Consider the following 25,869-nt stretch of genomic DNA (forward strand, 5'->3'; position numbering starts at 1 on the left):
CGGCCATCGACAACCGCTCCTTGACCGCGCGCTCGACGCGGACCGGGCCCACGCGGAACACGTTCTGTATCACGCGCAAACTGCGGTTCCTGCGCGCCATCCGCACCCACCTTACGACTGCGCACCACGTTTTACTGGCCACGCTTAGCTGCGGCAGGCCATCCGGTTGTCGACCGGGCTTATTCGGGGTCGCGTAGCTGCAGCAGCCAGTGGGCAGTGACGCCGTTAGGGCTGGGCAGGGGTTCGAGATGGAACTGACGGTAGACCGGCGCGCTGTCCTGCGAGCGCAGCGGCAGGGTGACGTAGGCGGCGCGGCCTTGGCGCAATGCCTCCTCGAGCAGTTCCACCTGGGGCGGGGCGGCGTCGCTGGCCAGCAGGGACAGGATGTCGCAGCCGATCAGGTCGGCCACTTCGGTCTGGCTGAGTTCCGCGAAGGCCGGGTTGACGAACATCAGCCGGTGCGCGGCCGTGGTGCCACGCTCGATGATGGCCACGCCATCGCGCAGGCGCGAGAGCGAGGCCTCGAGCAGGGTGAAATCCTGCTGGAAGCGCTTGCGCTCCATCAGTTCGATCAGCACGCGCAGGCTGCGCGCCGATTCCAGGTGCAGCGGCGACCAGCGCCGCGCGCGACCGCGCACGGTCTCCTGCCAGAGGTCGAAGCTCTTGCGTGGCGACAACCGTGAGTTGGGGATGTCCGCCAGCTTGGCCAGCTGTGGATTGCCGGCCCATTTGACCTGCTGCACCTGCTCGCGGCGGGTCCACAGCAAGGCGCTGCGCGATTGCGGCATCAGCGGCACGAAGATGAAGCCGGCGGCCAGCGGGGCAAGGTCGGCCAGCTCGGGGAACACCTCGCCGATTGCATCCACATGCAGGGCGCCGACCGCATCTTCGCGCAGGGCGTCGTGGTGTTCGGATTCGATGTGGTCGCGGATGCGGCGCAACGCGGCCGCGTCCGGGGTGCTGCCATGCCGGCTGATCTCGCCGCCGTGGAAGATCGCCACCCCATCGGCGTCGACCACGTCCATCAGGTCCGGCGCCATGTCGGCGAGCATTTCCACGGTCATCTGGTCGGCGTCGTTGAAGTCGGTGATCAACTTCTCGCGCACGGTGAGCAGCACCGATTCCATGTGCGCGCGCGCCACCGCCTGCAATCCGCCGATACGCCCGGCCAGCGCGCGGGTCACCGCATCGGTGGCATCGCGCATGGCATGGCTGGTGAAGTGCGGGCTGTAGTGGTGGCAGGAGATCAGCCCCCATAGCGCATCGTTGACGACGATCGACGACACCAGCGTGGCGGTCACGCCCATGTTGGCCAGGTATTCCAGGTGCACCGGCGAGACGCTGCGCAGGCTGACATCGCTCAGATCCACCGGGGTGCCCAGACGCGGATGCAGCGTGGGCTCGATCGGCGAGGCCCGATAGCCGACATCGGCGATCTGGCGGACGCGGTTGCGCAGGTACAGCGCGCGCGCCTGGGCCGGGATGTCGGTGGCCGGGTAATGCAGGCCGAGATAGGCGTCCAGCTCGGGCTGGCGCGCTTCGGCGATGACGTCGCCATTCCACTCTTCATCGAAGCGATACACCATCACCCGGTCGAAGCCGATCATGCTGCGCAGCCCCTTGGCGGCGCGCACGGCGGCTTCGGCGATGCCGGGATCGCGCTCGATACTGCGCAACAGCGGCAGTGCTTCGCGCAGGGTGACATCCATCAGGCGTGCGTCGCGCGGCTCGATCTCGACCAGCCATTGCTCCGGATACAGATGCCAGGCGGCCACCCACGGGTGGTCGGTGGCGGCCGCACGCAGGGGAAAGCGCACGTCGGCATGCAGCAGATGCTGCGCCTGGTCCTCGACCACGAACGGCTGCTCGCCGGGCAGTTCCAGCACCTGGGTGTAGGCCATGCCCAGCAGCTCGGCCAGCGGCACCCCGAGCAGGTCGGCGGCGGTGGTGCTGGCCTGCACGATGCGACCATCGGCCGGCTCGATCACCAGCAAAACGCCGTACGGCTGGATCAGGCCGGGGATATGGATCGGCTCACGCGCACAGACATCCATGTCCAGGGGTTCGGTAGGCTGATTCACGCGCGCGGCTCCGCTGCAAGACAGGTGTGGAAGTGGGCAAACATGCGCTGCGCACCGTCGATGGCGGCCTCGCACGCGGATGCAGTGTCCAGGCGTTGGTCGAGCACCGCCTGGAAACGGCGCCAGCCGGCCGGATCGTCGTTGGCCAGTTCGAAATACCGCAAGGCGTCGGCCAGCGCCGGCTGCTGCTTGCGCAAGATGCGCGCGATCATCCGCCCACCCAGTTGCGAGCCTTCGATGACGTAGAGCATGCCCCAGCGCGCGGCATCGCTGCCGGCGGCGGGCGCTGCGATGGCCGTCTGCGGTTGCTGGCCCAGCGTGTGCAGGTCCTCGCGCAAGGCCGGTACGCGGCGGCGATACGGCCAGCCGCTGCCGGTCAAGGTGCTGAGCCAGTCGCTCAATTGCACTTCGAAGCCGGCCAGCAAGGCATGGTGCCGGCGCAGGATCAGCGCGTACGCGGCGCGATCGACCCGCCCCTGCCCCAGCGCCTGCATCAGCGGAACCGTTTCGACCAGGCGATGGGTGTCCTGCGTGGCATGGCGCAACGCGAGCGCGGCCGAGGGCGGAACAGCCAGGGTGTCAGGACACATAGGGAGTCGAAGCGGTGCTGCGGTGCGGAGTGCATCAGCCTAGCAGCGACTGCGCAAATCAGATAAAGCGGGCGCGAGCACAAGCTGAATAGGTTGGCATCAGCCTTGGACGGCGGGGGCCACGCCGGCGCCCCGCCCTGCCCGCTTCCAGGCCATGACCCAGCCTGCGGCCAGCAGGAGACCCGCCAGCAACCACGGGGCGCCAGGCAGATGCAGCGGTGCGCCGCGGCCGATGAACCAGGCGAACACATTGGCAAACAGCAACGGACCGGCGATGCCGGCCAGGCTGACCAGGCTGGTCAGCGCGCCTTGCACGCGGCCCTGCGCATCCGCGCCGACTTCGCGGGTGATCAGGGCCTGCGCGGCCGGTGCGGCGATCGCCCAGAACGCGCTGATCGGCACGCCGACCAGGAACGCGGCGCCGCTGTCGGCCAGGCCGTAGATGACGAAACCGACCACCCCGCAGCCCAGGCCCAGCAGCAGCGCACGGCGTTCGCCCAGCCAACGCACCAGCCGGCCGACCAGCAGCGCATTGACGATGATGCTGCATACGCCGACGCCGGCCAGCACCCAACTCACCTCGCGCGGGCCCCAGTGATACTGATACCCGGCGAACAGCACGAAGATGCTGGGATAGACGTAGTGCGCCAGGTTGGCCAGGAACACCACCGAGGCCAGGCCGAGTACCTGCGGATAACGGCGCAGCAACGTGAGCGCGCCCAGCGGGTTGGCATGGGACCAGTCCAGGCGTGGCGTGCGGCGTTCGGCAGGCAACGATTCGGGTAGTACGAACCAGCCATACAGCACGTTCAACAGCGCCAGCCCGGCGGCAAACCAGAACGGCCAGCGCAGGCCGATGCTGCCCAGCCAGCCGCCGATCAACGGGCCGGCGACAAACCCGATACCGAATGCCGCGCCAAGCATGCCGAACGCGCCGGCGCGTTTGTCGGCCGGGGTGACGTCGGCGATGTAGGCATTGGCGGTGGAGAAGCTGGCCGAGCACACCCCGGAGATCACCCGCGCCAGCAGCAGCATCGGTAGGGAATGGGCGACCGCCATCAGGATGAAATCCAGGCCCAGCCCCAGGCACGAGAGCAGGATCACCGGGCGGCGGCCGTAGCGGTCGGACAGGGTGCCCTGCAGCGGCGAGCAGACGAACTGGATGGCGGCGAACAGGAAACCGAACCAGCCGATCCAGCCGGCCGCGACGGCGTAGTCGCCCCCGGTGAACTGGCGCACCAGATCCGGCAGCACCGGAATGATCACGCCGAAGGACAGCACGTCGATCAGCACGGTGATGAAGATGAAGATCAGCGCGGCGCGGCGCCGGCCCGTGGCGGGAGCGGAATCTGCTGGGAGGGACATCGCGCTGCGCAGTGGGGCGAAGGGACCAGTGTAGCGAGCCAGGCGCTGGGTATGGGTATGGGCAAGACGGTATGGCGGTGATTGTGTGTAAGCATGGCTGCACCGTGACCAATGGAAGAGCTGCTGGCCTTCATCGGCGACCGTATCGCCAAGTACAGGTGGCCGCGTTATTTCGTGTACCGGAAAACCATGCCGAAGTCGGGTTACGGAAAATCGTGAAGAAGCAGATCCGCGCATCCTGGAAGCGCAGGGCACGCTGAACGCTTGATATGCGTGAGCATCCAATGTCCGATGCTGCAGTAGAAATCTTGCTTGCAGTGGCCGGGGAAGCATTGATCTCGCGATTCAGACTGCCGCCGTGACATGGCGGTTCGAGGGCTGGGCCCGGCATGGCGCCGGCCTTAGCAATTTTTGCTGTCGGCTCGATCCGAAGCTGGGCTGCCCGATGAGCGCTGTTTTCGTCGCGCCGCTCAAAGCACCACGCCGATTTCGTCACATGTGGCCCAAAAAATCGATGGCGCCCGCAGCGCGAAGCGTTGTTCGAGTGGGCGCGCATCCATGATGCGGTCCAAGCGGAATGTCCGAATGGCTTCGCGCTGCACGTCCCAGACAAGCACGTACCAGAACGGCCAAGCCAGCAGCAGACACTGAGGTTCGACGATGCGTTCGCTTGACTGCCCCTGTGCGTCTGCATAGCGCAGTGACAGGTTCGTCTGCTTGATGAAGCCGTCATACACACAGCCACGCACCTGTGGCACGGAGGTGCGATGTGATTTCTGGATGTCGGTGGACACCGGCGACGCCACACGTACGCGTTGGCGCAGCCGGGCGATATCCTCCCGATCGGCGGGTGCAAAACAGTGGGCGAATTGGCGGCGCAGGGCATCATGGCGATTTCCAGGTGACAGCTCCAAGGCTTCCGACAGCGCCAGGGCGACGAGCAATTCGAGCGCATCGTCCCCGCGCAGCGTGACGCGGCCCGATGACCAGCGATGCGCCACGCGAATACCTCCGCCACGCCCTGATGCGCCTTCAAGCGCCCAGCCCTGTTCGCGCAGCAATGCCAGATCTCGCGCCAGCGTGCGTTGGCTGACCCCAAGTTCTTCGGCCAGCGCCGCCACATGGTGTGTCGCGCCATCGGACAGACGCTGAGTCAGCGCCTCGAGACGGGATAAGCGTGCGTGCAAGGGGAGCATGGTCATCAGGGCAGAAATGGATTGATTCACTGTCATTTTATGGCAGTTATATGCGGAAGATCGGTCTCCATGTTCAATCCAATGGAGACATGACATGCGCGTTGTCGAATGGGCCGAGTTCGGCCTGAAATCGGGAATTTCGGAAACCGAGTTGCTGCAAGCCGCAGCCCGGATGCAACAGGGGTTTTTAGCCGCACAAGCGGGCTATGTGTCTCGCCAATTGCTGGTGCTGGGCCAAGGCCGTTATGCCGACCAGATCGTCTGGCAGTCGCATGATGCGGCCAGCGCGGCAATGGTTGATGCGGCGGAGAACGTCGCGTGCCTGGACTATTTCGCGTTGATGCATGTCGATGCGAGGCCCGCGTTGGGGACGCCAATCCTGTCGCATCGCAATATGTCGGACAGCCCGGGTGGCATCGAGTTCTCGTTGTTCCGACTGCGCCCGAATGTTGATGAACACACGCTCGCCAAGGCTGCGCGACAGATGGCGGCAGACCTCTACGACGGAGAGCCAGGGTTTCAGATGCACATGGTGATGCGCAGCGACGCCGACAAGCAGCTGTTTGCCGACGTGGTGCTGGCTGACAGCGCCGAGCGGGCACGTGCGCTGTGCGGAAAGTGGGGGCAAGGCCCATTTCACCCTGCCTGCGTCGACTATCTGAATCTGATTGCTTCCGACTCGGTCCGACTTGAATTCTGGGATCGGTTGACCTAAGCGCATGCCACGTTCGGACCATGCCTGACGATCGTTAGGCGGGTCCGTCCGTCTGTGGGAGCCAGCAGATCGAGGATCGGCTTGGAAAAGCTCTACAGAAAGTCGACGCACTGCCATAGCTGCGTCATCATGCTGAAGCAAAAATACGTACTCGCCGCGCGCGTTGCACCTCCGCGCCCGAGCGTCGCGCAGATGGCTGCGCGCAAGCCCGCCGAAAAAAATTGTTCCTGAACCGCGATCTTGCCCCGTTGAGATTCAAGGAACGGGTACTGGCGCAAGCCGAAGATCCGCGCACGTCCCTGCTGGAACGCCTGCGTTTCGTCTGCATCGTCGGCGCCAATCTGGATGAATTCTTCGAAATCCGGATCTCCGGCATCAAAGGACAGCTTCGCCAGCATCCCGGTGTGAAAGGCGGCGACGGGTCAGTCCCGCCGGAGCTACCCGCAGATAGAAGCCCTGGTGTTATCCAGCGCCATGGGCGGGCGTCCCCTCATCCGCCCTTCGGGCACCTTCTCCCGATGGGAGAAGGGAGTCGCTTACTGCCTTGGACGCAGCGCGGGGCTCTTCATTGTCCTGCAAGGCAGCGTGGGTCCTGCGCGACCGGGAGGCCGTGGCTGCGCTTACTCGACGCTAATAGTCTGGGTCAGCGTGTGGCTGGCGCCGGGGGCAAGTTCGATGACGTCCGGGCCGGCGTTTGCCGCTTCCAGGCAGACGTAGTCACGCCAGCCATCGCCCACGTCGGCCATCTTGGCGGCGGCTTCTTCGCCCGGGTTCCAGGCCACCAGCGAGCGGCTGCCCTGGGTGGCGATGACGATGCGGCGGCCGAGCACCGGGTCGGTCAGGGTGTAGCGGCCGCCGGCGTTAGTGTAGATGCGGTCGCTGCGGCCGGGGTCGCGCGGATCGCGCAGGCTCCAGTCGCCTTGCTGGCGGTGGGCGGTGGCGTAGTTCTCGTACTTGTCCAGGTAGTCCAGCCCGTCCAGGCCCTGCACGCTGACGGTGAGCGCGTCGCCGACGCGGAAATAGTTGTGCAGTGCCTGGGTGAAGCGCACCGGGGCCGGGCTGGTGTTCTCGGTGATCAGGCGTTGTTCGAGGGTGCGGCCGATGCGCAGGGTCATGCGCAGGCGCAGCGCCAGGTCATCGAAACTGGGCGGGGTCAGCGTGAGCACCAGCGTGCCGTCGTCCTCGCGCCGGCTCTCGGTGAGCTGCCAGGGCACGGTGCGCACGAAGCCGTGCGCGGGGACCTCGCCGGTCTGGTCCTGGCGGCCGAAGTATGGCCAGCACACCGGGGCGCCGCCGCGGATCGGGGTGGGCGGCTGCTTGGCGGTGGGCGACAGCCACATCACGTCCTGCCCGCCCTTGGGCACGAACGACAGCAGCTGGCCGCCGAACAGACTGATGGCCGCGGTGGAGAACGGGGTGTCGATCAACAGCGAGGGGAAACCGTGGAAATCGCCTGTGCGCAGGCCGGTGAGGTCGGACATGGGAGGTGCCTTCTGGACGATGGGGGATTGGGCAAATGCGGGGTACGCGGCCGGCAGCGTGAACGCGGTGGCGCGGACAGCGGCCGCGCCGGCCGCCGGCGGGGCGGCGCGCAGGGCGGTGAGGATGCGTTGGCCGGGGCGGCCGTCGGCCGGCTGCAGGCCCAGGCGGGTCTGTTCGACCTGGATGGCGCGCCGGCTGGCGGTGCCGATCATGCCGTCGGCCTCGCCGATCAGGTGGCCGCGGGCCAGCAGCAATTGCTGCAGTTCGCGCCGTTCGGGGCGGCCCAGGCCGGGGTCGTCGGTGGGCCAGGCGGCGACCAGGCCGGGGCCGCCGCGCAGGCGATCGGCGAGCAAGGCGATCGACAGCGCATAGCTTTCGGCGGCGTTGTAGGCGTAGATCGCGTCGTAGTTGCGGAACACCAGGAACGCCGGGCCGGTGGCTCCGGCCGGCAGCAACAGGGCGGCCGGGGCATCGGCGGGCAGACCGGTCGGCGCCAGGGCCTTGCCGTCGGTGCCGAGCAGCCCTGCTTTCTGCCAGGCCTGCAGCGGCTGGCGCCGGGTGCGGCCGGCCTTGCTGGCGTCGAAGCCGGCCGGCAGGCGCACTTCCATGCCCCAGGGACGGGCGCGCTCCCAGCCGGCCTTGACCAGGTAGTTGGCGGTGGAGGCCAGCGCGTCGGGAATGCTGGCGACCAGGTCGCGGCGGCCGTCGCCGTCGCCATCCACCGCGATGCGGGCATAGGTCGAGGGCATGAACTGGGTCTGCCCGAAGGCACCGGCCCAGGAGCCGGTCAAGCCATCCGGCGACAGGTCGCCTTGCTGCAGCAGGCCGAGCAAGGCGAGAAATTCGCCACGGAAAAACGGCTGGCGGCGGCCGGCGCACGACAGCGTGGCCAGCGAGACCAGCAGCGGGCGCTTGCCGGTGACGCGGCCGTAGTCGCTCTCCACGCCCCAGACCGCCACGATGGTGGCCGGATCGACGCCGGTCCGTTCGGACAGACGCGTGAGCAGGTCGCGATGGGTGACCAGCATCGCCCGGCCGTCGGCCACGCGCTGGCTGTCGACCAGGCTGGCGAGGTAGTCCCAGATCGGGGTGGTGAATTCGGGCTGGGCATCGAGCAGCGGCAACACGCTGGGATCGGGCGCCAGGCCGGCGGTGAAACGCTGGAAGTCGGCGGCCTGCACGCCCTTGGCGGCGGCCTGGGTCTGCAGGCCGGCCAAGCAGCGGTCGAACGCCGGATCGGCGCAGGCGATCAGCGGCAGCAGCGCCAACAGCGCCGGCAGGACGCGCCGGGACGGCGTCACGGCGCGGTGGCCGGCGTGTGGACGGAGGTCATGCGGTGGAGCGCTCCTGCGGCAAGTTGAGCCGACGAGGATAGCCAACCTGGCTGGTTGCAGGCGTGCAGGTGGCGATTGTCGCGATGTCGCCGCGTCAGCGTGCGCTGCGCTCGCTGGTGGCAACGTGCCGGGGTCACTGTGCGCCGCACGCTTTCCAGGCCGATGCGCGCCACCAAGCCGCTGGATGACCGGATGAGGTGATGACCTTCCAGCGAGCGATGTCGCGTGCCGAGGCGAGATGCCGAACCGGCGCGCCTGGTGGATGCGCTGCGCCAGCCCAGCGGCGTCGATCGCCGCGCCTAGCTGCCGTCGCCGGTGATGCCGGTCAGCAGCGACAAGGCCGGGCTGGAGGGGCTGGCGTCGGACACACGACGGGCACGGGTCCTGCGCGGGGCGTCGTGGCGGGGACCGAACCAGATCAGTGCAGTGGCCAGGCAGGCCGGCAGCACGATCGCAAACACCACGATGGCCGCAAGCACCCACTGCCAGAGATTGAAGGTTGCCATGATCGTGTCTGCCCCGCGGCGCGCTCCGCCGAGGTGGCAAGCTTCCGGGATCGGCTGCGAACGTGGCGTCGACAAAGCGTGCCGGTCCGTGCCGTTCGTCGGGCTGAACGGCTTCACGGCCTGCGGCCAGGGCGCAAGACGCATCCAGGCCTGCGCCTGCTCAGCGCGCGTCGAGGTAATACCACTGGCCGTCTTCGCGCACGAAGCGGCTGTGTTCGGTCATGCGCACCGCACTGCCGCCGCCGATGCGGTAGCGGGCCAGAAACGCCACCTCGGCCGTGTCGGTGCCGGTGACGAGGGCGCGTTGCACGGTCAGGCCGAGCCAGGTGGTGCGGCCGCCCTCGTCCAGCGACAACGCGGGTGGGCGCGTGGACGGATGCCAGCTGGCGAGCAGGTATGCCACATCACGGCGGACGTAGGCGCTGTAGCGCGCACGCATCAGGGTTTCGGCGTCGGGTGCGGCCGCGCCGGCGTGGTATTGCCCGCAGCACTGCGCGTAGTCGGCGGCGCGGCCGCAGGGACAGGGATCGGTGGGAATGGAGGTCGGCATCGGGCAATTGTGCGGGAAGGGATTGGGGATTGGGGAGGAAGCCGGTGCTTGGCTCCCGTACCCTCACCCCAACCCCTCTCCCGGGGGGAGAGGGGCTTTTGAAGGCCGCTTGCTTGCGCCCCACTCCCCACCCTTGCTGTGGGATTACGCCGCGAGGTGCGGCGGCTATGCTGTCGCCCCCGTCGTGCGGAGTGCCGCCTTGCTGGACCTGATCCCCACCGAGTTGCCGTGGCTGCTGTGCATCGCCTTCGTCGCCGGGCTGGTGGATGCGGCGGTCGGCGGCGGTGGCTTGATCCAGCTGCCGGGATTGTTTGCGACCCTGCCGCAGCAGGCGCCGTCGCTGATTCTGGGCACCAACAAGTTCAGTGCGATGTTCGGCACCGCTGCATCGGCCTGGCGCTATGCGCGCAACGTGCGCTTTCCGTGGCGGCCGGTGCGGTACGCCATGGTGGCGGCGTTCACGTTCTCGTTTCTCGGCGCGACCGCAGTCAGCCTGATGCCCAGGCAGGCAGTGCGGCCGCTGATCCTGGCGCTGCTGATCGCGATGCTGATCTACACGCTGATCAAGAAGGACTTCGGTGCGCTGCATCGCCCACGCCAGATCGGCCGGCGCGAACTGGCAACTGCATTGGTGATGGGCGCGGCGATCGGGTTCTACGACGGGTTCTTCGGCCCCGGCACCGGCAGTTTCCTGATCTTCCTGTTCATCCGCTTTTTCGGACTGGACTTTCTGCGCGCCTCGGCCGCGGCCAAGGTGGTGAACCTGGCCACCAACCTGGCGGCGCTGTCGTTCTTCCTGCCCAGCGGCCAGGTGATGCTGGCGATCGGCATTCCGATGGCGGTGGCCAACGTGGCCGGTGCGGTCGCCGGCACACGGATGGCACTACGCGGCGGCACGCCGCTGATCCGCACCTTGTTCCTGGTGCTGGTGATCGTGCTGATCGGCAAGATGGGCTGGGATCTGCTGCACGGCGTTTAGAAATCCACGCTCAGCGTCGCCGACAAGGTGCGCGGCGCGCCTGGATAGTTGGTGGTCTGCGTCACCGGCTGCTCGATGTAGAACCGGTTGGCGACATTGCGCAGCATCAGCGCCAACTGATAACGGCCACCGAAGCGATACGCCGCCGAGGCATCGAAGCGCGTGTAGCCGGCAATGCGGTAACTGTTGGCGAGATTGCCTTCGCGCTCGCCCACATGCACCGCACCGGCGCCCAATGTCAGGCCGTACAGCGGCCCGCTGGCGACGTGGTAGGTGCTCCACAGGCTGGCACTGACGCGCGGCACGCCGCGCAGGCGGTTGCCGACCGGGATGACGGTGTCGCGGGTGACCTGCGCGTCCAGATAGCCGGCGCCCAGGATCAGGCGCCAGTTCTGGGTGAGCTCGCCGGTGATGTCCAGCTCCAGCCCGCGCACGCGTTGCTGACCGGTGACCAGCACGAAGCCGCTGTTGTCCGGATCGTTGCTGGCGACGTTGTCCTTGGTGATCTGGAACGCGGCGGCGGTGGCGAGCACCCGGTTGTCCAACAGCGCGCCCTTCAGGCCGACCTCGTACTGGCGGCCGGTCTCCGGTGGCGCGCTGCCGCCGGAAAACAGCGAGGCGCTGCGTGGGCGAAACGAGGTGGAGGTGTTGGCGTACAGCGACAGCTGCGGCGCCGCCTTCCACACCACGCCGATGCGCGGCGAGGCGCGTCGGCCGTCCTCGCGGGTGCGCGCGCCGTTGTCGATAGTGGTCTGCTGCACATCGTCCCAGCGCACGCCGGCCAGCACGTCCCAGCGCTCGCCGATGCTGATCTGGTCCTGCAGGTACAGCGCGGCATAGCGCGCATCGACGTCGATGTCGCGGGCCGGCACATAGGTGCCCGGCAAGGCGCCCTGCACCGGAGTGCGCACGCTGATGCGGGCCAGCGGCGCGCGCGCTTCGTCGGTGTGGCGATGCGCATCGACGTATTCGGCACCGGCCAGCACCTGATGGCGCAGCGGGCCGGTGGCAAAATGCGCCAGCGCTTCGGTCTGCGAGGTCGTGGCGCGCACCTGCTGGTCCTGGCGCACGGCGCGGCGCTGCAAAAAGGCGCGGTCGGCGCTGAAGCCGGTGAAGTCGGCCACGTCGCGGCCGCTGTCGCCGTCCTGGTGATTGAGGATCTGGCGCAGCGTCAGCCAGTCGGTGGCGTCGTACTCGATGCGGCCGCGTGCCGTGGTCGCGCTGCCGTGATTGCGCGACCACGGCTCGCCGAAGCTGCGCTGTGCCGGCCCACGCACCACCCCATCGATGGCGACCAGGCCGCGATCGCCCGGGCTGGTCTGGCGGGTGTATTCCAGATCCAGGTCGGCCCGCAGCTGCGCGGACGGCCGCCACGCCAACGAAGGCGAGACGAACACGCGATCGCCATCGGCCTGCGCGTCCCGGAAGCTGCCGGTCTCCTGCGCGGCGGCGCTGAGCCGTGCCGACACGGTCGAGCCCAGCGGGCCGGTGACGCTGGACTGCACGCGGCGCAGGCCGTGTTCGGCCACCTGCACCGATGCATTGCCGCCGAACACCGCGTCCGGGCGCAGCGTGACCAGATTGATCACCCCGCCGGGTTCGCCGCGCCCGTACAGCACCGCCGCCGGGCCCTTGAGCACTTCCACCTGGGCGACATTGGCCAGATCGCGCACGGTCTCGGTGAAGTTCTGCGCCGGGTTGAGCAGGATGCCGTCGACCGCATACGAAGACGCCTCGAAACCGCGGATGACGAAGGTTTCCGAGCGATTGCCCTGGGTGCCGCCGGGCTGCACGTTGGAGACATTGGCCACCACATCCACCAGCCGGGTGAGTTGCTGTTCGTCGATCACCGAGCGCGGCACCACCTGGATCGCCTGCGGAATGCGCTCCACCGGCGTCTGCGTGCGGGTGGCGCCGGCGGCCTTTTCCGGCCGGTACAGGGCGCGCTTTTCGCTGACCACGATGGCATCGAGCAGGCTGGCCTCCTGGGCGGAGGCCGGCAATGCAGCAAACAGGGACACGAACAACAGGTGGCGAGGCGCAGGCAGTGGGGTCATCGGGATCTTCAGCGGGGCGATGCGCACACTGGCGAGCACATCCGGGCCGCTAATGATAACGATTCTTATCTGCGTGTGACGCCTTGCGATGCGCCTGCCCCGCGACGCCTGCGACCGCAATGCGGCGACGCAGGCATCCAGGTGTTGCGCTCAGCGTTTTCCGCGCGGCTTGCCCGCAGACCCGCGCGTTGGCGCAGGGCGCGCCTTGGCCACTGCCGTTTTGGCTGGCGCGGGCCTGGCAGCGGTTGCCTTGGTTACGCCACGCAGCGCCGTGCTGGCGCGTTTGCTCGCTACCGCGGGCCTGGAAGCAGGCGTCTTCGGCGCTGCCGTGGTCGTCGCGGTTTTCGCAGGCTTGGTGGTCGGCTGGACGGATGCGCTCGTGCGCCGGGAGGCCGCCCTGGTGGTTGCCGGCGTCTTGGCGGCTTTGGTGGGGGTTGCCGGCTTGCGCGGCGTGCTCGCGGCAGGCGAGGCACGCCGGGCTGAGGCAGGTTTGGCTGAGGCGGCCTTGGCCGCTGCGGTCTTTGCAGACGCCGACCGGGGTGATCCCGCACGTTCGCTGGACGCCGCAGTTTTCGAAGACGTCGGCGCGGCTTGCACCGCCGGCGCCGATGCCGGCGTGACCTTGCTGGCGCGTTTGCTCGCCTTGGCGGCCAGGTCGTCCTGCGCAGGGGCTTCCTGAAGTGGCACACCCTCATCGCCAGAATCCGCACCGGAGCCGTCTATCTGCGTCTGGCTCTGCGTCGAACGCGCTACATCCTCGGGCTGCGCAGTAACCACCGCCTGCTCCGTCACCGCTGCACCAGCCTCGTCCCCACGCGAGCGCTCGGGCAACTGGAGTCGCTGCGCCTGCGCGTCGTATTCGATCAACAGCACGCCGGAGTTGTGCCGGCCGCTGATTTCCACGAAGCAGGCACCGCCGATGAAGGGCTCCAGCGTCATCACTGACTTCAATGGCGTGGCCACCACCATCTGGAACCCGAAGTTCTCGAAGATGTTCATTGCCAGCGCAGTGAATTCGTTGTCGGCCTTGTCGAAGGCCTCGTCCAGCACCACGGCGCAATAGCGCGGCAGTTCGCCGTCTTCGCCGCCGAGCTGGTAGCGCAACGCAGCGGCCAGGCAGGTGGTTGCCAGCTTCTGGCGTTGACCGCCGGACTTGCCGGCGCCGCTGCGGTAGATCTCCACCTGCGCCCGGGTCTGTACGTCCAGTTCGACACCGATGAATTCCACATGCAGGCGCACGTCCAGCACCTGCTCGCGCCAGCGGCGTGCGTCCGGTTCCTGCGCGCCCAGGCGTGCCACCAATGCGCGCAAGGTGGAAAACTGCGCTTCGGCCAGTGCGCGGTCTTCGGTCTGTTGATGCGACAGCACCGCACGCAACTGTTGCTGGAAGTCCTGCACCTCGCTCAGGCGACGGTCGCTGACCTCGATGGTCAGCAGCGTGCCGCGATTGAACGGCACCTGCTCCAGGCTGGCGTTGACCTCGTCCATGCGCTGCTTGATGCCCTTGTGGGCCTCGGCGGTGTGGCGCTGCAGGGCGAGCAGATTGTTCTTGCTCTGGGTCTGCAGCAGGTCGAAGAAGCGGTGCTCGTGGCGCGGCAGGCCATCGCTTTCCAGCCGGTCCAGCCGCGCGAGGAAATCGTCGGCACTGGCCAGGCTCACGGTGAAATCGCCGCTGTCTTCCGGCCACTGCTGGCAGTACTTGCGGAAGCAATCGAGCAGCTGCGCGCTGAGCCGGCTGTCGCGGCCCTGGCTCTCGGCCAGTTGCTCGGCCAGGCCACGCTCGACCACGCGGAAATGCGCTTCCAGGTTGTCCAGCGACAGCGGTGCCAGCGCCGCCAGGCGTTCGCGCAGGCCCTGCAGCTGGGTGGGCGTGAGCGCGGCGGTGCCGGCACGGCTGGCGCAGGCGGCGTGCTGCTGTTCGAGCCGGACCCGCTCGCGCGCCAGCTGCGCGCGCTCCAGCCGCACGTCCTCGTAGGTGCGCTTGGCCTGGTCGCGCAAGGTGCGTGCGGTCTCGATCGCCTGGCCAAGTGCGCGCAGGCCGCTGTTGCCTTCGCGCAGCTGCTGCAGCTGTTCGTCGATATCGCTCAGGCGCTGCAGCTTGGGGCCGACATCGATCTCGTCCCAGTCGCGCTCCACCAGCGTGTGCGCGGCCAGCTGCCGTTCCTGGTCCTGTTCGCGTTGCCTGCGCAGCGCGGCCACGTCGGCATCGCAACCGGCGATGCGCTGGGCCAGCGTCTGCGCTTCGCGCTCGAACACCTTGAGCTTGTCGCGGTTGTCGTGACCCAGCAACCAGCGCTTGCGGTCGTTGACCGCGTGGCGGTCGTCCTTCTCATAGCGATCGCCCGGATGCTTGACCTGCCCTTCGCGGGTGATGGCGCGGTCGGCATTGCGCAACGCGGCGGCGTTGTCGACGCATTCGTAGTCGAAGCGGCGCATCAGCTCGTTGCGCAGCCACTCGGTGAAGGCATGGTCGCGCAGCTGCAGCTTGCCCGGCAATGCACGCGCATCCGGCGTGCGCGCATGCAGCGCATCGTTGCGGCGTACCCGGAAGTACACCAACCGCGTGCCGATGTGGGTGCGGTTGACCCACTCGCTGACCTGCGCGTAATGCCGGTCATCCACCAGCAGCGACTGCGCGAAACCGCTCAGCACGCGCTCGATCGCACCGCGCCAGGCTGCCTGGTCCTCGCGCACCTGCACCAGTTCGCCGACGAACGGCAGCGCGGCTTCGGCAATACCGGTGTCCTCGCACAGGCGCGCCCGCAAGGCCTGCATCGGTGCCGGCATGCTCGACGGCGCGCGCTTCAACGCCTCCAGTTCGGCGCGGATCTCGGCAAAGCGCCGCTCGTCGTCGCGGCGCGCACCCATGCGCTCGGCAATCGCCTCATCCAGCGCGCTGGCGTCGTGCTTGCCGTTCTCGAGCACGGTCTGGGCATGCTCTACCTGGGCGGCAAAGCCGCTGGCGCCTGCGGCCAGGGCCGTGCCGAGCTGGCGGCAGGCCTGCTCGATCTGCGCGCGCCGCCGCAGACGCTCGTCGCGCTCGCGTTCGACCCGTGCGCGCTCGCGCTCCAGTTCCTCGATCTGCTCGCCACCGGCGGCGCGTTGTTCGCGTTCCAGCCCGGCCAGTTTCTGTTCGTGATTGTCCAGCGATTCGCGCCGCTGGCCTTCCTCGCCGGCCAATCCACGGTCCTGGCTGTCGAGCTCCTGCAGGCGCGTCTCCAGCAAGGCCAGACGCTGCTGTTCGCGATAGCTGTCCACGCCCAGCTGCAGCTCGCGCAGCTCGCCGACGCTGTGGCGCAAGGCCATCAGTGCCGCATGGTGTTCGCGTGCCGGGCTCAGCGTTTCTACCTGGCGCCGTGCGGTGACCACCGCATGATGGGCGCCATCGAGTTCGGCGAAGTCTTCCACCAGCCGGTCGGCGGCCTCGAACGTGCGCGGCTCGTCCAGCATGAAGCCGCGCAGGAACACGTTGAGATCGCCCAGGTTCTTGGCCGACTGGGTCTTGTGCAGCAACCGCAACGCCATCTCGTTGCCGATGCCCAGCACATGCCGGAAACGCTCCGCGTAGCCGGCGAAGCCGTCGAAATGCGCGACCTCTTCGCCCAGACGCGCCTTGAGCTTGCGCAGATCCAGGTCGAAGCCATCCAGCTCGCTGGCCACATCGAAGCTGCGCGGCGCCACCATGTAATGACGGCGCACATCGGCCGCGGCATTGCCGCTGCCGGCGATCCAGAACAGGCGAATCAGGCTGACCGTCTCGCCATGCGCGTTGCGGTACTCCAGCACCAGCGCAGACCAGGTGGCGCCCTTGCGCAGGTATTGGGTGGCGATTTCGCCCGAGGCGCTGTCCTGCTGATCGGCCCAGGCACCACGCACATACGACACCAGGCTGCGATCGCGCCCACTGCGCTCGGCCTCGCGTGCGGCAGCGTTGAAGTCGACGATGCTGGGCGGGGTCAGCAGTGCCGACATCGCATCCAGCAGGGTCGACTTGCCCGACCCGGAGCGCCCGACGAACAGGAAGCCCTTCTCGGCGATCGGTACCTCGGTCAAGCCATTGAACGTGCCCCAGTTGTGCACCTGCAACCGCCGCATACGGAACTGCTGCGCGCGCTGCTCGGCAAGCGAATCAGTGAACAGGGACGCGCCCGGCTGCGCCGGCGACAGGTTGGACTGGGAATTCATGGCTCACTCACCAAAACGGGATGACGGGTAACGCTGAAGACGAATCACATCACGCATGTTTGAAGCGGGGTGTTGCTGGACGGCATGGACTGCGGTGGCTGACGGTGATCGGGTACGTCCCTTCGCGGCCTGGCCGCTCCTACGCGGCGCGTGATCTGGATGGACACGGATGCGTGACGAGAGCGGGTGCTGACCGATGCGCGGGAAGCTGATGGCTCAGTGCCGCCCATGAAGAAAGTCACTTGCGCTGGACGGGGCGTGAGAGCTGACTTTCATCGCGCAATGCATGACGCACGGCTACACACACACACTCCAGAGGTCACATCCAGGCATCGCGATCGGCCGTCCCCTCATCCGCCCTTCGGGCACCTTCTCCCGGTGGGAGAAGGGATGGCCGTCCGGGGTGCAGACGCCATCACTCCAGCGCAACCTCCCCCTCTCGCAACTCCCGATACGCCACCACCAGGGCCTGCACGTCCTCGGCCGAGAACAACAACTTCAGCACCGGCGAGACCTCGTAGCGCTCCTCGCTGCCGCGCAGGCGCGACAGCAACTGGTTGTCGCGCATCTTGCCGATCGCCGTCATCACCCGTCGCGCGAATCCCGCGCGGTCGGTGGACACGTTCTTCTCGTAGACCGACAAGGCCTCCACCAGCTGTGCCTCGTCCACCACTGCACGCTCGCCACGCGTATCGGCCTCGGCCAGTTGCTGGCGCAGGAACAGCAGCAGCACCGACTCGATAAAGGTCAGCGGCGCGCTGCGCAGCAAGGTCGGCGATTCCAGCTCGGCGGTATCGGCCTGGCGGGTGAAGGCCACCCCGCCCTCGCGGTCCAGCACCAGTTCCAGGAACAGCTCGCACAACACCTGGCGGATCGGCGCTTCGTTGCGCAACAGCGCAGGCCACAGCGCACCGTGGCGTTGCGCGTCGATGCTGGGGCCGGCCAGCAGCTGGCACAGCGCGCGCCGCGCGTCGAACGGCAGCGTGCCGGTGTCGCCCAGGAACAGCTCGCCTTGCGGCTGTGCAGGCGATGTCTCCGTCAGCGGCGTGCGGCCGGCATCGGCCGACGCGCCCGTGTCCTCGTCCGCATCCAGGCGGGTGTCCTCAGACCAGTTCATTGCGTTTCTCCCGGGTGAACCACACCAGCGGAATGCGTGCGCGCCGCAGCGCGCCGTCGCCGCCTTCCCATTGCACCGTTTCCATCTGTCCGTCGATCACCACGCCGTGGCGGGTGCCCAGCGACAGGTAGCCGATCACGCTGCCCAGGCCCTGCACGGCCGGGCGCTGCTGCAGCGCATCGCCGATGGTCAGGCGCGGGCGTTGACCGAGCAGCTCGTGCAGGTCGCGGCGCAGGCTGCGCACGTCGATCTCCGATTGCGCGACCAGGTCGCCCACGCTGTCGAGCGAGATGTCCGCCGCATCGGCGGCCTGCACGCGGCCATCGACCTGGGTCAGGCGCGGGTCGTGCAGGCGCCATTGCGACAGCGACCGCAGGCGGGCAGCGCTCAATGCCTGCGTGTAGCCGGTGGCGGCGGTGGCGTGCAGGCTGTCGCGCAGCTGCAGGGCTTCGCCCTGCGCCTGCCTGAGCAATTGATTGAGCCGGCGCTGTTCCAGATAGCCGCGGCTCTGCACGAAACCGCGCAGGCTGCGCGCGAAGTGCTGCATCACCGTGTGCACCTCGCCGCCGCGCTCCAGCAGCGTGCCGGTCAACCCCCGCAGGAAGGCGCGCTCGCGCCGGTCCAGCTTGCGGGCGAAGCCGCGTGCCAGCAGCGCATCCAGCGCCTGATCGAGCTGGCTGCTTTGCTGGGTGTCGTTGAGCAGGCTCCAGAACGCCTCGAAGGTGCGCCCGGCCTCGCTCTCGGCGATCACGTCCACGCCGTTGAACAGCTGCTCCAGCACATCGCCGCGCGCGCCTTCGTCGTCGATGATGCGCTCGCGGAACTGGCGGTTGAGTTGTTCGAAATCGTCGCGGACGCGATGGAAATCCTCGGCCAGCTCGTCGGAGAGATGGATCAGGTCGCGGGCGCGCTCCAGCGCGCGCTTGCCGTCGAGTGCGGCCACGCGGCCCGACGCCACGCGTTCGATCTCGGCATCGATGCGCGCACGTTCGTCGCGCAAGGCGGCCAGGCGCAGCTCCGGATCGGCTTCGGTCTGCCCAGCCAGCTGCACCAGCTGCTGGATCACCAGCGACAGGCGGCTTTCGGTGGCGCTGCTGCTGCTCTCGCGCAGGCCGACGATGAAGCGGATGGCCTGGGTGGCCGCGCGCGACAGCTCGTATTCCTCTTCGGCTGCACCTTCGGGCAGGCGGCGTTCCAGCCAGCCCTGTGCCAGCCAATGCGCCAGATAGGCCTGCGCGGTGCGCGGCAACTCGCGCGAGAGTTCGTCGGCGCGCAGCACGTCGAGCTGGCGCTGCAGGCGCTCGTGCAGCACGCCCGCGGGCAGGCGGCGTTCGCCGTCCAGCAACACCGTCTGCAGCAGGCCGATCAGCTCCGGCGCGTGGTCGGCGGCCAGCAGTTTCCACACCGGCTGCTCGCGCAATTGGCGATAGCCGGCGATGCGTGCCTGGTGCTTCATGGCGACGGCGACGGCTGCCTCAACGCTTGCCGCCCACTTCGATGAACTGCAGGAATTCGGCGCGGGTGCGCGCGTCCTCGCGGAAGCTGCCCAGCATCTTGGAGGTCACCATGCTGACGCCGCGCTTGTGGATGCCGCGGGTGGTCATGCACTCGTGCGCGCCTTCCACCACCACGCCGACGCCGCGCGGCTGCAGCACGTCCTGGATGCACTGGGCGATCTGCGCGGTCATCTTTTCCTGCACCTGGAAGCGCCGCGCATAGCTTTCCACCACGCGCGCCAGCTTGCTGATGCCGACCACCTTGCCGCGCGGCAGATAGCCCACATGCACCTTGCCGATGATCGGCGCCATGTGGTGCTCGCAATGGCTTTCGTAGGAGATGTCGCGCAGCACGATCAGCTCGTCGTAGCCGGCCACTTCCTCGAAGGTGCGTTCCAGGTATTCGCGCGGTTCCTCGCGGTAGCCGCTGAACCAGTCGCCATAGGCCTCGGCAACCCGGCGCGGGGTATCCAGCAGGCCCTCGCGGGCCGGGTCTTCGCCGGCCCAGCGCAGCAGGGTGCGCACGGCATCTTCGGCCTGGGCCTGGGTGACGGGGGAATCGGGCTGGTCGGACTGGCTCATGCGCAGGTGCACCCAAAGGGGGCGAGCATGGTACCCGAGGACGGGCCGGCCGCCCCAGTGGCGGTTGCGCTGGCTTGCGCGGGTTCAGTGACTATTGATTCATTGTTGAATTGATAGCATCCTATCTATTATGACGAACAGCGTTCTCTCCTCCCGTGCCCAGCTCAGCTCCGGCCTGCTGGTCGCCGCCCGCCAGTGGCAGCGGCTGGCCGACCAGGCATTTGCCGACTTCGGGCTGTCCAGCGCCTGCACCGGGCCGTTGCTGATGATCGGCCGCTCCGGCGGCGGCATCCGCCAGGTGGCGCTGGCCCAGCAACTGGGCATGGAAGGCCCCTCCCTGGTGCGGCTGCTGGACAAGCTGTGCGCGCAGGCATTGGTGCGCCGGCAGGCCGACAGCAGCGACCGCCGCGCCAACCAGCTGTGGCTCACCGACGCAGGCCAGGCGCTGGTCGGGCGCATCGAGATCCGCCTGGATGCGCTGCGTGCGGAGGTGTTCGGCACGCTCAGCGAAGCGCAGGTGCAGGTGGTGCTGACGCTGTGGGAGCAGATCGCGCAGGCGCATGCGCGGCTGAGTGGGTCCGACTGAGCCAGTTGTAAGGCGTCGTGCTGCGACGCGTGTAGTGCCTTGCCGATGTCCTGGCGCGCGCGGCGCCGGGCGTCGTTGTTTTCCTTTCCCAGGATGTGCCCGATGTACGGCGAATTCAGTCTCTACGGTGTGTTCGTTCCCACCTTGCTGGCGTTGATGACGCTGGCCTACCTGCTCAACAGCGCCATCGGTGCGCTGCTGACCCGGGCCGGCGCCTACCGGCACATCTGGCACCCGGCGCTGTTCAACCTGGCGCTGTACATCGCGCTGCTGGGTGGCCTGTTTTCCCTGACCCGTTGGATGCAATCGTGAAAAAGCTGATCAAGACCGCGGGGCCGGCGCTGCTGACCCTGGCGATGGTGGTGGTGGCTGCGGTGGTGCTGCAGCACCTGTGGCGTTACTACATGGAGGCGCCGTGGACGCGCGATGCGCACGTGGGCGCCGATGTGGTGCAGGTGGCGCCGGATGTGTCCGGGCTGGTGGAGCAGGTGGCGGTGGCCGACAACCAGGCGGTGCGGCGCGGGCAGTTGCTGTTCGTGGTGGACCGCGCACGCTATGCGATCGCGCTGGAACAGGCGCGCGCCGCGCTGGCAGAACGCCAGGCCACCTTGAACCAGTTGCGCCGCGAGATCGCGCGTGACCGCAGCCTGCAGGACCTGGTCGCCGCCGAAGATGCCGAGGTGCGCCGCTCCAATGTGCAAAAGGCGCAGGCGGCGGTGGCCACCGCGCAAGCGGCGGTGGACCTGGCCCAGCTCAATCTGGACCGCACCCAGGTGCGCAGCCCCGCCGATGGCCACATCAGCGACCGCACCGTGCGCGTGGGCGATTACGTCAGTGCCGGGCGCCCGGTGGTGGCGGTGCTGGATACCGGCTCGTTCCGCGTCGATGGCTATTTCGAGGAGACCCGCCTGCAGGGCGTGCATGCCGGCCAGCGCGTGGACGTGCACCTGATGGGCGAGCCGGCCACCTTGCACGGGCATGTGCAGAGCATCGCCGCCGGGATCGAGGACCGATACCGCAGCGGCAGCGCCGGCGCCTTGCCCAACGTCACCCCGGCGTTCGACTGGGTGCGGCTGGCGCAGCGCATCCCGGTACGCATCGTGCTGGACCAGGTGCCGGCGCATGTGCAGCTGATCGCCGGGCGCACCGCCACCGTGAGCATCCTGCCGGACGCCGTGCGTGACGCTGCCGCCAGCGCGCCTGCCCGCGTGCAGGCCAAGGCCGCGCCATGAACCGCAGCGTCTTGCGTCCTGTGGGATTGGCCGCACTGCTGAGCGCCCTGAGCGCTTGCAGCACGGTCGGCCCGAACTACGCCGTGCCGGACGATTCGGCCTACCAGCGCCCGGCCGCCAACGCGGCGTTTGTCGACACCGGCAACGCCCAGGTGCAGGCCGGCGCGCCGCTGCCGGCACGCTGGTGGGCGCTGTATCAGGACCCGATGCTGGACCGCCTGATCGAACAGGCCTTGCGCGACAACGTCGAGTTGAAGGTGGCCGGTGCCAACCTGCGCCGCGCCGCCGCGGTGTACGAACAGGCGCTGGACGCGGGCGGTTTCGATTACGAGGTGGAGGCCGGCGTCAGCCGCGCGCAGGTCTCGGCCGAGGCGTTCCTGCAGCAGGAAAAGCTGCCGGTGTTCAACCTGGCCGATGGCAAGCTCGGGGTGTCGTATCAGTTCGATCTGTTCGGCAAGCTGCAACGCGGCGCCGAGGCCGCGCAGGCCGATACGCAGGTCGCCCAGGCCGCGATCGATCTGGCGCGCGTCAACGTGGCCGCGCAGGTCGCCGGCAGCTACGTGGAGATCTGCCACGCCAACCACGAGCTGCACGTGGCCGAGCATTCGCTGCAATTGCAGCAGCGCAGCCGCGACATCACCCAGCGCCTGATCGCTGCCGGCCGTGGCACCCCGCCCGACCTGGCCCGCGCCACCGCACAGGTGGCGATGCTGGAAGCGGCGCTGCCGCCGCTGCGCGCGCGCCGCCAGGCCGCCGGGTATCAACTGGCCGCGCTGCTCGGCAAGACGCCCGGCGAGGTGCCGGCCGGCGTGGACGGCTGTGCGCACGCGCCGGCCTTGCAGCGCCCGATTCCGATCGGCGACGGCCGCGCGCTGCTGGCGCGTCGCCCGGATGTGCGCCAGGCCGAACGCCGGCTGGCGGCAGCCACCGCGCGCATCGGCGTGGCCACTGCAGAGCTGTATCCGGAGATCCGCCTGGGCGGCTCGATCGGTGCCACCGGCCTGCTGGCCGACGTCGGCGAGCCGGCCACGCATGCCTGGTCGTTCGGCCCGCTGATCTCCTGGACGCTGCCCTCCAGCGGTGCGCGTGCGCGCGTGCGCGCCACCGAGGCCGGCGCCGACGCGGCGCTGGCGCAGTTCGACCACACCGTGCTGCAGGCGCTGCGCGAAGTGCAGACCAGCTTGTCGCGCTATGCGCAGGACCTGGACCGCCTGCACCTGCTGGAGCAGGCGCAGCAACAGGCCGAGCTGGCGTCGGCGCAGAACCGGCGCCTGTATCAAGGCGGGCGCACGCCGTATCTGTCCAGCCTGGATGCCGAGCGCACGCTGGCCACCGCCGACATGACGCTGGCCAATGCGCAGGCGCAGGTCTCGCAGGATCAACTGCAGCTGTTCCTGGCGCTGGGCGGCGGTTGGGAAGCGACCGCCGGCCGCACCGACGCCACGGCCGCGCGATGAGCGCGCTGCTGCGCGACCGCCAGGCCTGGCTGTTTTCGGCCAAGACCTTCGCCGCCTCGATCGCGGCGTTGTACGTGGGGCTGGCCGGCAATCTGTCGCGGCCGTACTGGGCGATGGCCACGGTCTACATCGTCTCCCAGCCGCTGCTCGGCCCCACCCGCGCCAAGGGCGTGTACCGCGTGCTCGGCACCTTGCTGGCCGGCGCGGCGACCCTGGTGATGCTGCCGAACCTGGTGGAGACGCCGCTGCTGCTTAGTGCGGCGATGGCGTTGTGGCTGTCGGCCTGCCTGTTCCTGGCGCTGCTCAATCGCGGCCCGCGCGGCTATGCGTTTCTGCTGGCCGGCTACACCACCGCCTTCATCGGCTTCCCGGCGGTGACCGCGCCGGAAGGCATCTTCGACACCGTGGTGGCGCGCAGCGAGGAGATCATCCTGGGCACGGTGATGGCGGTGCTGTTCGCCGCGCTGGTGTTCCCCGCCTCGGTCAAGCCGATGCTGACCGGGCGCATCGGCAACTGGATGCGCGACGCCGCGCAATGGTGCCAGCAGGTGCTGCAGCGCGGCCCAGCGCAGGCACCGCGCAACCGGCTGGCCGCCGATCTGGTGCAGTTCGAGGCGCTGATCGCCTTCGTGCGCCACGACGACCCGCGCCATGCCGGCACCGCCCCCACGCTGGAACAGCTGCGCGCACGCATGCTGATGCTGCTGCCGGTGCTGTCGTCGGTGGCCGACCGGCTGGATGCACTGCAGCGCGATGGGTCGGCGTTGCCGCCCGAGACGGCAACGTTGCTGGAGGATGTCGCGGCCTGGGTGGACCAGGGCGAGGACGCACCCAGCGATGCGGACGTGGACGCCTTGCGCGCACGCATCGCCGCCCTGCGCCCGGTGGTGGATCAGGACATCGAACATCTGCTGCTGGCGAGCCTGCTGTTGCGGCTGGAAGAGCTGCTCGACCTGTGGCAGGACTGCCGCGCGCTGCAGCAGGCAGTGGTGCACGGCACGGCGATGCCGGTACTGCGGGCCATGCCGGGAACTGCGCGACAGCCTGCAACGGCCCAATCACCCGGGCAAGCCGCGGCGGTGCAGGGCGCACCCGCCACGCGTTCGCGCATGCAAGCGTCATTGCGACGGCGCCTGGGTTGGTCACGATCCGATGCACCCGTACCTGCCAGCAGCAGCCGCCATATCGATTTCGGCATGGTCGCGTTTTCCGCCCTGAGCGCGGGCGTCGCGCTGATGGCGTACTGCGTGCTGTGGATCGGCATCGGCTGGGAAGGCGGCGGCAACGGCGCGATGATGGCCGCGGTGACCGCCGCGTTCTTCGCCGCGCAGGACGACCCGGCGCCGAGCATGCTGTCGTTCCTGGCCTGGGCGGTGGTGGCCAGCGTGGTTGCCGGCATCTATCTGTTCGGCATCTTCCCGGCCATCCACGATTTCCCGATGCTGGTCCTGGTGCTGGCGGCGGTGTTCCTGCCGATCGGCGCATTGCTGCACCGCCCAAAGACCATGCTGATCGCGCTACCGCTGGTGGTGAACCTCACCGCGCTGTTGAGCCTGCAGAACACCTACAACGCCAATATCCAGAGCTTCGTCAACGCGGCGGTGGCGATGGTGCTTGGCATTGGATTTGCGGTGGTGCTGACGCGGCTGTTCCGCTCGGTGGGTGCCGAATGGAGCGCGCGCCGGCTGGTGCGCCAGGGCTGGCGCACGCTGGCCGAGGCCGCCGACGGCCGCGGCGCACAGGACCGGCAGCACTTTGCCGCCCGTATGCTGGATCTGCTTGGCCTGCTCGCACCACGGCTGGCCCTGACGCCGGAAGGCAGCGACCTGGCCTCGGTGGACATGCTCAGCGAAGTGCGCGTGGGCTTGAACATCCTGCAACTGCGCAGCGCGCGGCACGGTTTGCCGCAGCCGAGCATCGAGGCGGTGGACGCGATCCTGGTCGATGTTGCCGCGCACTACCGGCAACAGATCGCGCACAAACGCCCGCTGCCTGCGCCGGATGCCTTGCGTGCGCGGCTGGATGCCTCGCTGGCGCGCGTCGGCAAGGTGCCGGCGGGTGCGCATCGCGATGAAGCGCTGCTGGGGTTGATCGGGCTGCGTTACAGCTTGTTTGCGCAGACGGCGCCGCACACCCAGAGAAACACCGGTACCGCGCCGCCATTGGCCCCTCTCCCTGCGGGGCGATAAGGCACTGCCTGCGCGCCACGGGTGCGCGTGCCCTGGAGCGCCCGCGCGGCTGGCGCGGGCCGGGGCGCGGGGGTTGCGGTGAGGGGACGAGGCGACGCCACTCGTGGTAAATGACACGAGGCGTCGCACGTCCCCTCATCCGCCCTTCGGGCACCTTCTCCCGCGGGGAG

18 protein-coding genes and 2 pseudogenes are annotated in these 25,869 nt (G+C 68.5%); 8 read left to right on the forward strand and 12 right to left on the reverse strand.

Going from position 1 to position 25,869, the window contains the following annotated elements; all coding sequences use genetic code 11:
* Positions 1-179: 179 nt before the first annotated feature.
* The 4 genes from bphP to H7A86_RS20045 form a co-directional block, all read right to left on the reverse strand.
* Positions 180-2,081 carry a bacteriophytochrome BphP gene (gene bphP / locus H7A86_RS20030; RefSeq protein WP_104586030.1) on the reverse strand — a complete coding sequence of 634 codons (1,902 nt, stop codon included), beginning with the start codon at positions 2,079-2,081 and terminating at the stop codon, positions 180-182.
* The gene (locus H7A86_RS20035) at positions 2,078-2,671 is read right to left on the reverse strand and encodes a biliverdin-producing heme oxygenase (protein WP_119132616.1); all 594 of its coding nucleotides are present in this window, start codon (positions 2,669-2,671) and stop codon (positions 2,078-2,080) included. Before H7A86_RS20035 ends, bphP begins: the two co-directional genes overlap by 4 nt.
* Positions 2,672-2,770: 99 nt before the next feature.
* Positions 2,771-4,036 (reverse strand): TCR/Tet family MFS transporter, encoded by a 1,266-nt coding sequence (locus H7A86_RS20040; RefSeq protein ID WP_119132617.1) that lies wholly within the window; start codon positions 4,034-4,036, stop codon positions 2,771-2,773.
* A gap of 470 nt (positions 4,037-4,506) precedes the next feature.
* Positions 4,507-5,262 carry a helix-turn-helix transcriptional regulator gene (locus H7A86_RS20045; protein WP_197944239.1) on the reverse strand — a complete coding sequence of 252 codons (756 nt, stop codon included), beginning with the start codon at positions 5,260-5,262 and terminating at the stop codon, positions 4,507-4,509.
* 64 nt (positions 5,263-5,326) lie between these two features.
* On the opposite strand from H7A86_RS20045, the gene H7A86_RS20050 reads away from it, so the two are divergent.
* Positions 5,327-5,947, forward strand: a complete 621-nt coding sequence (locus H7A86_RS20050; RefSeq protein WP_119132619.1) for a hypothetical protein — start codon at positions 5,327-5,329, stop codon at positions 5,945-5,947.
* A 248-nt stretch (positions 5,948-6,195) separates the two neighbouring features.
* Positions 6,196-6,309, forward strand: a pseudogene (locus H7A86_RS21115) (hypothetical protein); the annotation flags it as partial.
* 258 nt (positions 6,310-6,567) lie between these two features.
* Here H7A86_RS21115 and H7A86_RS20060 read toward each other — a convergent pair.
* The 3 genes from H7A86_RS20060 to H7A86_RS20070 form a co-directional block, all read right to left on the reverse strand.
* Positions 6,568-8,730, reverse strand: coding sequence for a lytic murein transglycosylase (locus H7A86_RS20060; protein ID WP_119132620.1), 2,163 nt, complete (start codon positions 8,728-8,730; stop codon positions 6,568-6,570).
* A 332-nt stretch (positions 8,731-9,062) separates the two neighbouring features.
* Entirely contained in the window at positions 9,063-9,269 is a 207-nt protein-coding gene (locus H7A86_RS20065; protein WP_119132666.1) for a hypothetical protein, read from the reverse strand.
* Positions 9,270-9,429: 160 nt separating this feature from the next.
* Positions 9,430-9,819 carry a YchJ family protein gene (locus H7A86_RS20070; protein ID WP_119132621.1) on the reverse strand — a complete coding sequence of 130 codons (390 nt, stop codon included), beginning with the start codon at positions 9,817-9,819 and terminating at the stop codon, positions 9,430-9,432.
* A 199-nt stretch (positions 9,820-10,018) separates the two neighbouring features.
* Here H7A86_RS20070 and H7A86_RS20075 point away from each other — a divergent pair, with 199 nt between their 5' ends.
* Complete coding sequence (locus H7A86_RS20075; RefSeq protein ID WP_180708181.1) at positions 10,019-10,798, forward strand: sulfite exporter TauE/SafE family protein; 780 nt, start codon at positions 10,019-10,021, stop codon at positions 10,796-10,798.
* On the opposite strand, the gene H7A86_RS20080 is transcribed toward H7A86_RS20075, so the two are convergent.
* The 5 genes and pseudogenes from H7A86_RS20080 to folE form a co-directional block, all read right to left on the reverse strand.
* Positions 10,795-12,855, reverse strand: coding sequence for a TonB-dependent siderophore receptor (locus H7A86_RS20080; RefSeq protein ID WP_180707967.1), 2,061 nt, complete (start codon positions 12,853-12,855; stop codon positions 10,795-10,797). The genes H7A86_RS20075 and H7A86_RS20080 overlap by 4 nt on opposite strands.
* Positions 12,856-13,652: 797 nt before the next feature.
* A pseudogene (locus H7A86_RS20085) lies at positions 13,653-17,040 on the reverse strand (ATP-binding protein); the annotation flags it as partial.
* A 415-nt stretch (positions 17,041-17,455) separates the two neighbouring features.
* Positions 17,456-18,157 carry a DUF4194 domain-containing protein gene (locus tag H7A86_RS20090; RefSeq protein WP_119132624.1) on the reverse strand — a complete coding sequence of 234 codons (702 nt, stop codon included), beginning with the start codon at positions 18,155-18,157 and terminating at the stop codon, positions 17,456-17,458.
* A complete protein-coding gene (locus tag H7A86_RS20095; protein ID WP_115678171.1) occupies positions 18,144-19,613 on the reverse strand; it encodes a DUF3375 domain-containing protein in 1,470 nt (489 codons plus the stop codon). The genes H7A86_RS20090 and H7A86_RS20095 overlap by 14 nt, the downstream gene beginning before the upstream one ends.
* A gap of 19 nt (positions 19,614-19,632) precedes the next feature.
* Positions 19,633-20,235 (reverse strand): GTP cyclohydrolase I FolE, encoded by a 603-nt coding sequence (gene folE / locus H7A86_RS20100; RefSeq protein ID WP_104543982.1) that lies wholly within the window; start codon positions 20,233-20,235, stop codon positions 19,633-19,635.
* A gap of 130 nt (positions 20,236-20,365) precedes the next feature.
* Here folE and H7A86_RS20105 point away from each other — a divergent pair, with 130 nt between their 5' ends.
* From H7A86_RS20105 to H7A86_RS20125, 5 genes are all read left to right on the forward strand, one after another.
* On the forward strand, positions 20,366-20,821 hold the full coding sequence (locus H7A86_RS20105; protein WP_104586048.1) for a MarR family winged helix-turn-helix transcriptional regulator: 456 nt from the start codon (positions 20,366-20,368) through the stop codon (positions 20,819-20,821).
* Between the two features lie 93 nt (positions 20,822-20,914).
* Positions 20,915-21,133, forward strand: a complete 219-nt coding sequence (locus H7A86_RS20110) for a DUF1656 domain-containing protein (protein WP_024939640.1) — start codon at positions 20,915-20,917, stop codon at positions 21,131-21,133.
* Complete coding sequence (locus H7A86_RS20115; RefSeq protein WP_180707968.1) at positions 21,130-22,053, forward strand: efflux RND transporter periplasmic adaptor subunit; 924 nt, start codon at positions 21,130-21,132, stop codon at positions 22,051-22,053. The genes H7A86_RS20110 and H7A86_RS20115 overlap by 4 nt, the downstream gene beginning before the upstream one ends.
* Positions 22,050-23,510 carry an efflux transporter outer membrane subunit gene (locus H7A86_RS20120; RefSeq protein ID WP_119132626.1) on the forward strand — a complete coding sequence of 487 codons (1,461 nt, stop codon included), beginning with the start codon at positions 22,050-22,052 and terminating at the stop codon, positions 23,508-23,510. Before H7A86_RS20115 ends, H7A86_RS20120 begins: the two co-directional genes overlap by 4 nt.
* Positions 23,507-25,699 carry an FUSC family protein gene (locus H7A86_RS20125; RefSeq protein WP_119132668.1) on the forward strand — a complete coding sequence of 731 codons (2,193 nt, stop codon included), beginning with the start codon at positions 23,507-23,509 and terminating at the stop codon, positions 25,697-25,699. The genes H7A86_RS20120 and H7A86_RS20125 overlap by 4 nt, the downstream gene beginning before the upstream one ends.
* The last annotated feature ends 170 nt before the right edge of the window (positions 25,700-25,869 follow it).

The sequence above is a fragment of the Xanthomonas euroxanthea genome (assembly GCF_903989455.1).
GTDB classification, from domain to species: Bacteria; Pseudomonadota; Gammaproteobacteria; order Xanthomonadales; family Xanthomonadaceae; genus Xanthomonas; species Xanthomonas euroxanthea.

What these genes read in the sequence shown, in the direction of transcription:
- H7A86_RS20110 (WP_024939640.1), top strand. Translation starts at nt 20,915, where the DNA reads ATGTGCCCGATGTACGGCGAATTCAGTCTCTACGGTGTGTTCGTTCCC.
- H7A86_RS20095 (WP_115678171.1), bottom strand. Translation starts at nt 19,613, where the DNA reads ATGAAGCACCAGGCACGCATCGCCGGCTATCGCCAATTGCGCGAGCAG.
- folE (WP_104543982.1), bottom strand. Translation starts at nt 20,235, where the DNA reads ATGAGCCAGTCCGACCAGCCCGATTCCCCCGTCACCCAGGCCCAGGCC.
- H7A86_RS20065 (WP_119132666.1), bottom strand. Translation starts at nt 9,269, where the DNA reads ATGGCAACCTTCAATCTCTGGCAGTGGGTGCTTGCGGCCATCGTGGTG.
- H7A86_RS20120 (WP_119132626.1), top strand. Translation starts at nt 22,050, where the DNA reads ATGAACCGCAGCGTCTTGCGTCCTGTGGGATTGGCCGCACTGCTGAGC.
- H7A86_RS20070 (WP_119132621.1), bottom strand. Translation starts at nt 9,819, where the DNA reads ATGCCGACCTCCATTCCCACCGATCCCTGTCCCTGCGGCCGCGCCGCC.
- H7A86_RS20040 (WP_119132617.1), bottom strand. Translation starts at nt 4,036, where the DNA reads ATGTCCCTCCCAGCAGATTCCGCTCCCGCCACGGGCCGGCGCCGCGCC.
- H7A86_RS20035 (WP_119132616.1), bottom strand. Translation starts at nt 2,671, where the DNA reads ATGTGTCCTGACACCCTGGCTGTTCCGCCCTCGGCCGCGCTCGCGTTG.
- H7A86_RS20105 (WP_104586048.1), top strand. Translation starts at nt 20,366, where the DNA reads ATGACGAACAGCGTTCTCTCCTCCCGTGCCCAGCTCAGCTCCGGCCTG.
- H7A86_RS20125 (WP_119132668.1), top strand. Translation starts at nt 23,507, where the DNA reads ATGAGCGCGCTGCTGCGCGACCGCCAGGCCTGGCTGTTTTCGGCCAAG.
- H7A86_RS20090 (WP_119132624.1), bottom strand. Translation starts at nt 18,157, where the DNA reads ATGAACTGGTCTGAGGACACCCGCCTGGATGCGGACGAGGACACGGGC.
- H7A86_RS20080 (WP_180707967.1), bottom strand. Translation starts at nt 12,855, where the DNA reads ATGACCCCACTGCCTGCGCCTCGCCACCTGTTGTTCGTGTCCCTGTTT.
- H7A86_RS20050 (WP_119132619.1), top strand. Translation starts at nt 5,327, where the DNA reads ATGCGCGTTGTCGAATGGGCCGAGTTCGGCCTGAAATCGGGAATTTCG.